Here is an 11,868-nt window from a genome sequence, read left to right as displayed (position 1 = left end):
TGGACAATTGTGACCCTGCGATGGAGGCAACTTGGCTGAAGGTGGGAACAAGGCGCTGGAGCCGTCGAACGAGATGGTGCGCTGGCTGCGGATGCTGGCACTGCCCTTGTGGGCCCGCATCGCGGTGTCGCTGCTTCTCACCGCCGTCATCCTCGCCGCGCTCGGACTGTTCGGATGGGCGCTGTGGACGCACCAGCCGGAATCGGCGTCGTCCTCGATCGGCCTGCTGACCATCGCGCTGCCGGTCATGCTGGTGGTGATCGCGCTTGTGTTCGGGCAGAACAGCGACCGCCGCCTGCGAGAACTCACCACCGCGCTGCTGCAGACGGGCATTCCGCGCGCGATCCACACCAACTTCGGAGAAGCCTTCGGGATCTCGGTGCGAACCGTCGTGCGCGGTTGCTGCGCCGACTACGAGGTGTGGGCGGTCCCGGCCCAGGGGACCAAAGCCCCGGCGCTGCGCTTCACCGTGGAACTGAACGTGTTCAAGGTCAATGTCTGCTACTGGCTGCCTGGCTCGCTGCCGGGCCGGATCAGTGCCGAGAGCCCCGAGCTCGGCGCATTCCGGCACGTGATCCTGGGCGCGATCGCGGAAGGCTACGCGCTGAACGAGGAACCCGCGCGCTACCAGGACGCTGCACCGCAGGGTGGCGCAGGCCTGCTCTTCTTCCGCCGGATGGTGGACGACTTCCTGCTGCTGCCCGGACAGCAGCTCTACTTCGCGCAGGACCTCTCGTTCTTCGTCCGTGGAATGCTCGAGGCGCTGCTGCAGCAGCGGACGGAGCGTGCCGCATGAGCCCGTGGGTGCTGGTCACCGGCGGCGCGCGGCGCCTGGGTCGCGAGGTGTCGCTCGCATTCGGCCGCGCCGGCTGGAAGGTCGCGTGCCATTACAGGGAATCGGGCGAGGCCGCCCAGACCCTCGCGGCCGAACTCGGCGAGTTGGGCGTGCAATGTGCACTGGTGCGCGGGCCGCTCGATGACGCCGATGCGGCCCGCCGGGTCTTCGAGCAGGTGCGCCGCCATGCGGGCCCCAGCTTGCGCTGCATCGTGAACAACGCATCGGAGTTCGTGCCCGACAGTGCGGCCGGCTTCGACGCAGCAGGCCTGGTGCAGCGCCTGCAGACCAACCTGGTCGTGCCGCTGGAATTCGCGCGACTGCTGGCGCAGGCCGCGGGGCCGACGCAGGACGCGGGCGAGCGGCCCAGCGTCGTGCACATCCTCGACCAGAAGGTCTACAACCTGAACCCGGACTACTTCTCGTACACGCTGTCGAAGCTGGCGCTGGAGCGCGCGGTGGCGCAACAGGCGCAAGCGCTCGCGCCCGTCGTTCGCGTCAATGCCGTCGCGCCCGGGCTCCTGTACCCAAGTGGCCCGCAGACCCAGCAGAACTTCGATGCGGCCGCGACCGCCAACCTCCTGCGCGAGCCAATCCAGGTGCCCCAGGTCGCGCAGGCAGTCCTGTTTCTTGCGATGAATCCCTGCATCACCGGTGCAAGCCTGTGCGTGGACAACGGGCAGCACCTGGTCCCGCTGCCGCGCGACATCATGTTCGTGGTCGATGAACTGCTCGGGAAGGTGGGCCATGGCCAGCACGCTTGATTGGCTCCAGACAGGCTGCCGCCGCATGTTCCTGCGCGGCCTGGAGGTGCAGGCGCAGATCGGGCTCCATCCCTTCGAACTGGAACGCCCGCAGCGGGTCGTGCTGGACATCGATCTCTACGTTCCGCTGGATGCCAGCACGCCGAAACACGACGCCATCGGCGAGGTGGTCGACTACGACTTCGTGCGGACCGTCGTGCACGAGCGGGTGGCGCGGGGCCCGATCACCCTGCAGGAGACCCTGTGCGATGACATCGCGGCGGCGCTGCTCGCGCATGAAGGCGTTGCAGCGGTGCGCGTCAGCACGCGAAAGCCGGACGTCTACCCCGACTGCGAGGCCGTCGGCGTCGAAGTGCTCCGGCTGGGACGCGAACCAGGATGAGTACGACCGCCACCCGCATCCTCACCCTCACGGGCCTCGAGTTCGATGCCAACCTCGGCATCCTCGACCACGAGAAGACATCGCCGCAGCCGATCCGGGTGGATGCCGAGCTGAACCTTGGCACGCAGCCGCTGCTGCCGCATGACGACGACATCCTGCACGTGCTGGACTACCGCAAGGTGCGCAAGATCGTCATCGAGGAATGCACGGCCGAGCACGTGAACCTGCTCGAGAGCCTGATCGGCAAGCTCGCCAACCGGCTGATGCAGCTGCCCGGCGTGCTGGGCGTGCGCGTGAAGATCGCCAAGCTGGAGATCTTCGACGACTGCGAGGTGGCGATCCGCGTCGAAACCGGGCAGTGGTAGCGGCCCGGCTCGGCACCAGTCCTACAGTGGCGCGCCGCTGCGCACGGCACGATCACTGCGCCGGATCCACGGCGATTGCAGTCCCCGCCCCATGTCCCGCCTTGCTCGCACCTCGCTCGCAGCCCTGGTCGTGGCCGCCGGCACGCTGGCCGGTTGCGCTTCCTACCGCATGAACAACACCGTGCAGGCCTTCTCGGGCCTGCAGGCGCTGCCGCCGAACCCCACCTACCGCTTCGAGCGCCTGCCCTCGCAGGCCGCGCAACCGGGGCAGGACCAGCTGGAGGCGCTGGCAGATCCGGCGCTGCACCGGGTGGGACTGCGGCGTGACGACGCGGCGCCGCGCTACGGCGTCACGATCACGGCCACCGTCAACCAGTCGGCGTCGCCATGGCCCGAGCCGGGCATGACGTCGTTCGGCTTCGGCCTCGGGGTCGGCGGGCACGGCGGTGGTGTCGGCGTCGGGGTCGGCGGTCCCCTCTTCGGCATGCAGCAGCCCTGGTACATGCGGCAGGTGGGCGTGCTGCTGCGGGACCTCCAGAGCGGCCGCGTCGTGTTCGAGAGCCATGCCAACAGCGACGGCCCCTGGGTCGATCCGCAGGCCGCGATCCCGGCCATGCTCGATGCCGCCTTGCAGGGCTTTCCCAATCCGCCCCCGGGGCTGCGCCAGGTGGACCTGAACCTCGGTGCGCCGCGCGCGGTCAGCGCCGCACCGGCGGCCACTGCGCCCGCTGTTCCCGCCCCGGTGGCACGCTGACCCGATCCGCTCCCAGCGGCGGCGCGATCTCCTCCAGCGGCTTGCGTTCGGCATCGACGCCGTGGCGCCATGCCACGGCCGCGGCGCCGATCACCAGCAACGCACCGAACGCATAGCCCCCGAACACCTGCAGCCGGCTGCCGCTGGCGACCAGCGCGCCGAACAACGCCGGCGCGGCGAAGCCGCCGATGCCGGTGCCCACCGCGTAGAACAGCGAAATCGCGACGGCCCGCATCTCGAGCGGGAACACCTCGCTGACGGTGAGATAGGCCGAGCTCGCGGCCGCCGAGGCGAGGAAGAACACCACCGACCAGGCCAGCGTCTGCGACATCGCATCCAGCCAGCCGGCCAGGAATGCAGCGCCGGTGGCGAGCAGCGCCACGCCGGACAGCCCATAGGTCGCGGCGATCATCCGCCGACGGCCCCAGTGGTCGAACAGTGGGCCGAGCACCAGCGGCCCCAGCACGTTGCCGAGGGCGAAGGGCACGATGAACAGGCCGACGCGCCCCGGATCCACGCCGTAGAAGCGCGTGAGGACGAGCGCGTAGGTGAAGAAGATGGCGTTGTAGAAGAACGCCTGCGAGGCCATCAGCGCGAGCACGAGCAGGCTGCGCTCCGGGTAGCGGCGCACCAGCACGTGCGCCACCTCGCGCCACGTGGGCACGCGCGAGGCCACGCGATCGTCACCCGTTGTCGCCGCTGCAGGCGCCACGCCCGCATCGCGCTCGATCTGCGCGAGCACGCGTTCGGCCTCCTCGCGCCGGCCATGCGCCAGCAGCCAGCGCGGACTTTCCGGCACGTGCCGCCGCACCAGCAGGACCGCCAGCGCCAGCACCGCACCGGCAAGGAATCCGGCGCGCCAGCCCAGCTGCGGACCGAGGCCGCGCGGATCCAGCAGCGCCAGGCTCAGCACTGCGCCCAGCGCGGCACCGACCCAGAAGCTGCCGTTGATGGACAGGTTGACCCGCCCACGCACCCGCGCCGGGATCAGCTCGTCGATGGCGGAGTTGATCGCCGCATACTCGCCGCCGATGCCGACGCCCGTGAGGAAGCGGCAGAGCGCGAAGGTGGTGAAGCCGGTCGAGAACGCGGTGGCGACCGTCGCGGCCATGTACACCAGCAAGGTCAGCAGGAAGAGGCGCTTGCGCCCGAGCCGGTCCGCCATGCGGCCGAACACCAGCGCGCCGAGCACCGCACCCGCCACGTACAGCGAACCGGCCCAGCCCACCTGCGTCGCGGTGAGGCCCAGCGTGTCCGGCCGTTCCAGCACGCTGCCGACCGAGCCGACGATGGTGACTTCCAGCCCGTCGAGGACCCACGCGACCCCGAGCGCGATGGCGACGCGCCAGTGCCAGCGCGACCAGGGCAGGCGGTCCAGCCGGGCAGCGATGGAGAGCGGTTCCGACATCGCGCCCGATGATGCCCATGACGGCCCCGCAGCGGCGCAGGACGGGAGCCCGATGAGACAATCGGGCCACCATGGCCGCCGTCTGGATCGACAACGAACCCGCAACGTCCCCGCTCTCGCGCGAGGCGAAGATCGAGCGCGAGACGCACAAGCTCGAGAAGCGCCTGTGCCGCCAGGTCGGCCAGGCCATCGCGCAGTTCAACATGATCGAGGAAGGCGACCGCGTGATGGTCTGCCTGTCGGGCGGCAAGGACAGTTACGGGCTGCTGGACATCCTGCTCAAGCTGCAGCAGCGCGCGCCCGTGCGGTTCGACCTGGTCGCGGTGAACCTCGATCAGAAGCAGCCGGGGTTCCCGGAGCACATCCTGCCGGAGTACCTGAAGGCACTGGGCATCCCGTTCCACATCGAGGAGCAGGACACCTACTCGATCGTCAAGGACAAGATCCCCGAGGGCAAGACGATGTGCAGCCTGTGCTCGCGGCTGCGGCGCGGCATCCTGTACCGCGTCGCCGACGAGCTGGGCGCCACCAAGATCGCGCTGGGCCACCACCGCGACGACATGCTGCAGACGTTCTTCCTCAACATGTTCTTCGGCGGCAAGTTGAAGGGCATGCCGCCCAAGCTGGTCAGCGACGATGGCCGCCACGTGGTGATCCGGCCCCTGGCGTTCGTCGCCGAGCGCGACCTGGTGCGCTGGGCCGAGCACCGCGCGTTTCCCATCATCCCGTGCACGCTGTGTGGCAGCCAGGAGAACCTGCAGCGCAAGCAGGTGGGCGCGATGCTGCGTGAGTGGAAGAAGAAGAATCCGGGGCGGCTGGAGACCATGGCCAACGCCTTGCAGAACGTCGTTCCGTCCCACCTGGGCGACGGAACGCTTTTCGATTTCGCAGGTCTGAAGGCCACCGGCGTGGCCGACGTGGACGGCGACAAGGCGTTCGATGCCGAGGAGTTCGGCACGCCGCCCGCGCTGCCCGGCCTGTCCGTCGTCAAGCTCTGATCCACGGGAGACAGCCATGAAGGGCGCCCTGCGCTCCATCGCCCTCGCGGGCCTCACTGCCTTGCTGCTGGCGGGCTGCGCCAGCACCTACCGGCTGGACAACACGGTGCAGACCTTCTCCGGCCTGCCGTCACTGCCGGCATCGCCCACGTACCGCTTCGAGCGCCTGCCGTCGCAGCTCGCCGTGCCAGGCCAGGAAACACAGCTGGAGGCGTTGGCCGACCCGGCGTTGTACAAGGCGGGCCTGCGCCGCGACGATGCCTCGCCGCGCTACAGCGTGCAGCTGTCAGCGCGCATCACGCAGGTGCTCTCGCCTTGGGCGGACCCGTGGATGTCCCCCTACGGCTTGGGACCGGGCTGGCGCCATGGCTGGGGCCCGGGCTGGGGCGCGCCGTATCCGCCCGAGCCGCCCTGGTATGTGCGCGAGGTCGGGGTGATCGTGCGCGACGTTGCCAGCAACAAGGTCGTGTACGAAACGCGCGCACACAATGACGGCCCCTGGCTCGACCATGCGACCGCGCTGGCCGCGATGTTCGACGCCGCGCTGCAAGGCTTCCCGAATCCACCGCCGGGCCCTCGCCGGGTGGACATCGTGGTGGGCGGCAAGCAGGTCGCGGTGGCCCCGGCCGCCCCCGCTCCGGCCGCGCAGCCCACGACGGCGGCACCTGCCGCGCAGCCCGCGCCCGCCACTCGCTGACAACTGGCAACGGTGCGGCGGTGGGCATGCTCAGGCGGGTGCCTAAAATCCGTGCATGGATCCGACCCGCATCATCGCCGTGCGCCATGGCGAAACGTCCTGGAATGCCGATGCGCGCATCCAGGGACAGCGGGACATCGCCCTGAACGACACTGGCCGCTGGCAGGCCCAGCGCGTGGGGAAGGCCCTCGCGGAGGAGCCGATCACGGCGGTGTATTCCAGTGACCTCGAACGGGCCCACGCCACGGCGCAGTCCATCTCCGAGGTCAAGGGCATCCCGGTGATCCCGCACGAAGGGCTGCGCGAACGCAGCTTCGGCATGTTCGAGGGCAAGACCTTCGACGAGATCCACGAGACCTGGCCCGAGCACGCCCACAACTGGCGCAAGCGCATCCCGGAGTGGCAGCCGCCCGAAGGCGGCGAGTCGCTGATCCAGCTGCGCGAGCGAGTCACCCGCACCGTGCAGGAACTGGCCGCCAGGCATCCTGGCGAGCAGATCGTGGTGGTGGCGCACGGTGGCGTGCTGGATGCGCTGTACCGCGTGGCCACCGGCCAGGAAGTCAATTCACCGCGCACGTGGGAGCTTCCCAACGGCGCCATCAATCGCCTGCTCTGGACTCCCCAGGGCTTCACGCTGGTCGGCTGGTCCGACACCCAGCACCTCGACCATGTCCCGGCCGACGAGAACTCCGCTTAGCGACTCCCTCAAGCAACTGGTGGGGCGCCCTGCCACCGCCATCGACACACCCGCCCTCGTCGTCGACCTCGACGCGATGCAGCGCAACCTGAGCCGGATGGCGGAGTTCTGCCGCAAGCACGCGATCCGCTGGCGTCCGCACGCGAAGATGCACAAGAGCGCGGCCATCGCGCGGCTGCAGGTGCAGGCCGGCGCCGTCGGCGTCTGCGTGCAGAAGACCGCCGAGGCCGAAGCCATGGCCGACGGCGGCGTGATGGACGTGTACATCAGCAACGAGGTCGTGGCGCCGCAGAAGCTGGCGCGCGTGGCCCATCTCGCGCACCGGCTCGCGAGCGAGGGCGGCCAGCTGGCGATCGCGGTGGACAGCCGCGTGGGCATCGAGCGCCTGGCGCAGGCCATGAACGATGCGCGCAGAGCCGGCCGCGAAGGCGCCGCACCGGCAGTGATCGACGTGTTCGTCGAGATCGACGTCGGCCAGGGCCGCTGCGGCGTGCCGCCGGGCCGCGCGGCCGTGGACCTGGTGCACGAAATCCGCAAGCACCCCGCATTGCGCTTCGCGGGGCTGCAGGCCTACCACGGCAAGGCCCAGCACATTCGCAGCGCCGTGGAGCGGCGCGAGACGATCGCCCGCGCCGCGCAGGACGCAGCGCTCACCTGCCGCCAGATCGAGGCGGAAGGCATCCCGGTGGGCCTGATCACCGGCGCCGGCACCGGCAGCCTGGTGGCCGAGGCGGCCAGCGGCGTCTATGGCGAACTGCAGGCCGGCTCGTTCCTGTTCATGGACGCCGACTACGCGCAGAACGAACGCGATCCCGCGCAGCCGCAGTTCGAGCACGCCCTGTTCGTCAAGACGCAGGTGATGAGCTCGGGCGCGGAGCATGCGGTGTGCGATGCCGGGCACAAGAGCCACGCGATCGACTCGGGCCTGCCGAAGGTGCACGCCTTCGACGGACCGCACGAGCTGGACTACGCCAATGGCGGCGACGAGCACGGCATCCTGCGTCCGGCTGCGCCGGGCGTGAAGGTGCCGGAGATCGGCCGCGTGCTGTGGCTCATCCCCGGCCACTGCGACCCCACCGTGAACCTGCACGACCACATGGTGGGCGTGAAGGGCGGCCTGCTGGAAGGCAGGGTCGACCGGATCATCCGCGTCGATGCGCGCGGCGCGCTGACGTAGGCGCCGTCATTTCAGCAGGTACTCGCGGATGAACTGCACCGTGGCGTAGAACTGGTAGTCGGCATTCGGCTTCTTGCTGAAGCCATGGCCTTCGTTTTTCGCCAGCAGGTACCACACGGGCGCACCGTTGCCGCGGATCGTCTTCACCATCTGCTCGGCCTCGGTGTACGGCACGCGCGGGTCGTTCAGGCCCTGCACCACGAACACCGGATGGCGGATCCTGGCCGTGTTGTTCATCGGCGCGATGCGCTCGAGGAACGCACGCATCTGCGGATCGCGCTCGTCGCCGTATTCCACGCGCCGCAGGTCGCGCCGGTACGACTCGGTGTGCTCCAGGAACGTCACCAGGTTCGACATGCCCACCACCGGGAGCGAGGCGCGGATGCGGTCGCCGTAGTTGGACGACACGGCCCACGCCATGTGGCCGCCGTAGCTGCCGCCGGTGACCATCACGCGCGACGCGTCCAGGTCGGGCTGGGTGGCGATCCAGTCCAGCAACGCGCCGATGTCCTTGTACGAGTCCTCGCGCTTGTAGCCGTTGTCCAGCGCCACGAAGGTCTTGCCGAAGCCGGTGGACCCGCGCACGTTGGGCTGGATCACCGCGACACCGAGCTCGTTGACGAAGTAGTTGCCGCGGCCCAGGTAGGTGGGCAGGGCCTGGCCTTCGGGACGCCGTGGATGTTGATCACCACCGGCCGCTTGCCGGTGAAGCGCGCGGGCGGCTTCGTGAGGAAGCCGGTGATCTCCAGCCCGTCGAAGCTCTTCCAGCGCACGAGCTGCGGCTCCGACAGCTGCGCCGGGACCACGCCGCCCAGTTCGCTCTCGGTCCAGCGCTCGACCTTGTTGCTGGCGGTGTCGAGCACGACCACGTCGCCGGGCGTGCGCGAGCCGACGAACGTCAGCGCGAGGTCGCGGCCGTTCGGATGGAACCGCACGCCGAAGATGGCGCCGACCGGCAACTGCGGCACCGGCAGCTCCCTCCGCGAGGCCAGGTCCAGCAGGTGCAGGCGCGCGACGCCGGCCTCGTTGACGAGGTAGGCCAGGCGCCGCCCGTCCAGGCTGACATCGAGGGCGGAGACATCCCAGCGCAGGCCGGGGGTCACGTCCTGGTAGGCGCCGGTGGCGAGATCGATATGGGCCAGGTGCTTGAACTCGCCGTCGCGATCGGCAGTGACCCACAGCCCCTTGCCGTCGCGCGCGAACTTCGCATCGCCATACGCCACCGGCGTGCCGCTGCGCGGCGTGAGCAGGCGCCTGGTGCCGCTGGCCACGTCCACCAGCCAGAGGTGGCTCTCGTTGACCGAGAGGTACTCCTGCATCACCAGCTGCGTGTCGTCGGGCGACCAGTCCGCCACCTCCCAGCCGCCGCCTTCCAGCAGCAGCAACGGGCGGTCGGTGCCCGCCCGCGAAGGATCCATCAGGTAGAGATCGGAATCCTTGCGGTTGCGCCGAGTGGAGTGATAGGCGACACGGTCGCCCTTGTTCGACCAGGTGAGCCCCGTGTTGCGCGACGCGCCGTCGGTGAGCAGCGTGACGGCGCCGGTGTCCAAGTCGTAGCGGTAGTACTGGTACCACTCGCCGCCGCCCACGTCCTTGCTGAAGACGAAGAAGTCGCCACGCGTGGGCTGCCAGCTCGCAGCGCCGACGCGCTCGGGAAAGAAGGTCAGCTGCGTGCGTGCGCCCAGCGGTTGCTTCACCAGGTGCACCTGCACCGTCTCGCCGAACCGCGTGCCCACCAGCATCTCGCGCCGTGTCGGATGCCAGTCGAGGAACCGCGCGCTGCGGCTTTCGGTGTAGCGCCGCACCTCCTCGGCGACGGCCACTGGAATCGGCGGGATGCCCTCGGCCACCAGGTTCTCGTTCGGTGCGATCGCAGGCACCGCAGGCTTCTGCGCATGCGCAGCCAGGGCGGCCAGCAGCAACAGCGTCGCGAGGCGCGGAACCAGCATGGGTGTCTCCTGTCGGGAAAAGCGGCGATTGTGCGTCAGCAGGGCAAGCCCGCATGCACCGCGGCACCCCGGGAACTACGATTCGCGGCATGTCGCCCAGCCAGGTCATCGTCCTTGCCACGCCCGTGTTCCTGCTGGCGATCGCGATCGAATTCGCCTGGGGCGTCGCGCGCGGCCGCAACACGTACCGCCTGAACGACGCCATCAGCAGCATCGGGCTGGGCATGCTCAGCCAGCTCACGGCGGTGCTGATGCCGCTGCTGAAGATCGGCCTGTATGCCGCGGTGTTCGAGCACGTCGCCCTCTGGCGCAACGACGCGTTCTGGACCGCGTGGTACGGCTGGCTGCTCGCGCTGCTGTTCTACGACTTCTGCTACTACTGGCTGCACCGCGCGGGCCACGAGACGGCGCTGCTCTGGGCCGCGCACGTGGTGCACCACCAGAGCCAGGACTACAACCTGTCCACCGCGCTGCGCCAGACATCCAGCGGCCACCTGTTCGGCTGGATCTTCTACCTGCCGATGGCCATGGCCGGCGTGCCGCCGCTGGTGTTCGGCATCGTCGGCCTCGTCGACCTGCTGTACCAGTTCTGGGTGCACACCGAGCACGTGCCCAGGCTGGGCTGGTTCGACCGCTGGTTCTGCTCGCCGTCCAACCATCGCGTGCACCACGCAGTGAACGACGAGTACCTCGATCGCAACTACGGCGGGGTGCTCGTGGTCTGGGACCGGCTGTTCGGCACCTTCCGCGAGGAAGGCGCGCGCTGCGTCTACGGCACGCGCAGCCCGCTGGACAGCTGGGACCCGCTGTGGTCGAACGCGGAGGTGTACTGGGGCCTGCTGAAGGACAGCTGGCACACACGGCGCTGGACGGACAAGGTGCGCGTGTGGCTCAAGCCCCCGGGATGGCGGCCCGCCGACGTGACGGCCCGCTTTCCGAAGCCAGCGTTCGACGTCGCGAACTTGCAGCGCTTCCATCCGCCGATGACGCCTGCGATGGCGCGGTTCGGCGGCGTCGAATTCGTGGCGATGCTGGGGGGCGTCTCGCTGTTCCTGTGGCACGCCGACAGCCTTGGGACCGTGCAGGCCTTCACCTGGATCGCGGTGCTCACCGCGGTGCTGTGGGCCCTGGGCGCCGCCACGCAAGGTCGCCTCGGAATGCTGCAGGCGCTGGCCGTGCAGGCCGGCGCGCTGGCGGCGGGGACGGCCGCTGCCGGGTTGTTCGGATGGCACCAGGTCTTCAAGCCCCTTGCCCTGGTCCTCGTGATTGCGTTCGTCGTCTTGCGGTGGCGGCGCGGGCAGCGGCCGGTCGGCTTCGATGGCTGGCTGGTTGCGGGGCTGGCGTTCTCGCTCACAGGCGACGTGCTGCTGATGCTGCCCGGACGGTTCATCCAGGGCCTGGTCGCGTTCCTGCTCGCGCACCTGTGCTTCATCGTGCTGTTCCGGCAGGACGTGGGGTGGATGCCGCGACCGCGGGCGCTGCTCGCGACGCTGGGCATTGGCGCCGCCATGTATGCGGTGCTGTTTTCGAGCCTCGGCCCGGTCCTGCGGGTGGCCGTCGCCCTGTATGTCGGTGTCATCGCCACCATGGCGGCGCAGGCGATCGGGCGCGCCGCGGTGCTGCGGGAACCCGGCGCGGTTGCCGCCGCCGCAGGCGCGCTGCTGTTCATGCTGAGCGACACGCTGCTGGCCCTCAACAGGTTCACCGCGCCGCTGCCGCTCGCGCCGCTGCTCGTGCTGTCCACCTACTACGCCGCCCAGTTGCTGATCGCCAGCAATGCGCACCCTGCGCGGCACACGCCTGACCGTCAGGCCGACCTGGCCCTCGCGACGGCGCCGTGAC

13 protein-coding genes are annotated in these 11,868 nt (G+C 69.6%); 10 read left to right on the top strand and 3 right to left on the bottom strand.

All coding sequences use genetic code 11. The features are described from left to right. Positions 1 to 31: 31 nt before the first annotated feature. The 5 genes from ACPWT1_RS07095 (at position 32) to ACPWT1_RS07075 (ending at position 3,100) form a co-directional block, all read left to right on the top strand. Positions 32 to 796, top strand: coding sequence for a hypothetical protein (locus tag ACPWT1_RS07095; protein ID WP_427914673.1), 765 nt, complete (start codon positions 32 to 34; stop codon positions 794 to 796). Continuing rightward, positions 793 to 1,599: an SDR family oxidoreductase gene (locus ACPWT1_RS07090; protein ID WP_427914672.1), complete on the top strand. Its 807-nt coding sequence runs from the start codon at positions 793 to 795 to the stop codon at positions 1,597 to 1,599. Before ACPWT1_RS07095 ends, ACPWT1_RS07090 begins: the two co-directional genes overlap by 4 nt. Positions 1,600 to 1,624: 25 nt before the next feature. Beyond that, entirely contained in the window at positions 1,625 to 1,981 is a 357-nt protein-coding gene (locus ACPWT1_RS07085) for a dihydroneopterin aldolase (RefSeq protein WP_427914671.1), read from the top strand. Next, entirely contained in the window at positions 1,978 to 2,346 is a 369-nt protein-coding gene (locus ACPWT1_RS07080; protein WP_427914670.1) for a dihydroneopterin aldolase, read from the top strand. Before ACPWT1_RS07085 ends, ACPWT1_RS07080 begins: the two co-directional genes overlap by 4 nt. 91 nt (positions 2,347 to 2,437) lie before the next feature. Then, positions 2,438 to 3,100, top strand: a complete 663-nt coding sequence (locus tag ACPWT1_RS07075; RefSeq protein WP_427914669.1) for a DUF4136 domain-containing protein — start codon at positions 2,438 to 2,440, stop codon at positions 3,098 to 3,100. On the opposite strand, the gene ACPWT1_RS07070 is transcribed toward ACPWT1_RS07075, so the two are convergent. Next, positions 3,045 to 4,508 carry an MFS transporter gene (locus ACPWT1_RS07070; protein ID WP_427914668.1) on the bottom strand — a complete coding sequence of 488 codons (1,464 nt, stop codon included), beginning with the start codon at positions 4,506 to 4,508 and terminating at the stop codon, positions 3,045 to 3,047. The genes ACPWT1_RS07075 and ACPWT1_RS07070 overlap by 56 nt on opposite strands. Before the next feature lie 71 nt (positions 4,509 to 4,579). Here ACPWT1_RS07070 and ttcA point away from each other — a divergent pair, with 71 nt between their 5' ends. From ttcA to ACPWT1_RS07050, 4 genes are read left to right on the top strand one after another with little or no spacing between them, the layout of a single operon-like run. After that, a complete protein-coding gene (gene ttcA / locus ACPWT1_RS07065) occupies positions 4,580 to 5,506 on the top strand; it encodes a tRNA 2-thiocytidine(32) synthetase TtcA (RefSeq protein WP_427914667.1) in 927 nt (308 codons plus the stop codon). Positions 5,507 to 5,522: 16 nt separating this feature from the next. Then, complete coding sequence (locus ACPWT1_RS07060) at positions 5,523 to 6,203, top strand: DUF4136 domain-containing protein (RefSeq protein ID WP_427914666.1); 681 nt, start codon at positions 5,523 to 5,525, stop codon at positions 6,201 to 6,203. Between the two features lie 55 nt (positions 6,204 to 6,258). Next, positions 6,259 to 6,900 (top strand): histidine phosphatase family protein, encoded by a 642-nt coding sequence (locus tag ACPWT1_RS07055; RefSeq protein ID WP_427914665.1) that lies wholly within the window; start codon positions 6,259 to 6,261, stop codon positions 6,898 to 6,900. Then, positions 6,872 to 8,077: a DSD1 family PLP-dependent enzyme gene (locus tag ACPWT1_RS07050; RefSeq protein ID WP_427914664.1), complete on the top strand. Its 1,206-nt coding sequence runs from the start codon at positions 6,872 to 6,874 to the stop codon at positions 8,075 to 8,077. Before ACPWT1_RS07055 ends, ACPWT1_RS07050 begins: the two co-directional genes overlap by 29 nt. A gap of 6 nt (positions 8,078 to 8,083) precedes the next feature. Here ACPWT1_RS07050 and ACPWT1_RS07045 read toward each other — a convergent pair whose 3' ends face one another. Together ACPWT1_RS07045 and ACPWT1_RS07040 are read right to left on the bottom strand one after the other, a co-directional pair. Then, complete coding sequence (locus ACPWT1_RS07045) at positions 8,084 to 8,677, bottom strand: alpha/beta hydrolase family protein (RefSeq protein WP_427914663.1); 594 nt, start codon at positions 8,675 to 8,677, stop codon at positions 8,084 to 8,086. Further along, a complete protein-coding gene (locus tag ACPWT1_RS07040; RefSeq protein WP_427914662.1) occupies positions 8,674 to 10,026 on the bottom strand; it encodes a S9 family peptidase in 1,353 nt (450 codons plus the stop codon). Before ACPWT1_RS07040 ends, ACPWT1_RS07045 begins: the two co-directional genes overlap by 4 nt. An 89-nt stretch (positions 10,027 to 10,115) precedes the next feature. Between ACPWT1_RS07040 and ACPWT1_RS07035 the strand changes: the two genes are divergently transcribed. Further along, positions 10,116 to 11,867: a lysoplasmalogenase family protein gene (locus ACPWT1_RS07035; protein ID WP_427914661.1), complete on the top strand. Its 1,752-nt coding sequence runs from the start codon at positions 10,116 to 10,118 to the stop codon at positions 11,865 to 11,867. Position 11,868: the final 1 nt, after the last annotated feature.

The organism is Ramlibacter sp. MMS24-I3-19, from assembly GCF_050320135.1.
In the GTDB taxonomy this organism is placed as follows: Bacteria; Pseudomonadota; Gammaproteobacteria; order Burkholderiales; family Burkholderiaceae_C; genus Ramlibacter.
The sequence above is the reverse complement of the archived record's forward strand: the minus strand, read 5'-3'. Positions and strand labels throughout refer to the sequence as shown.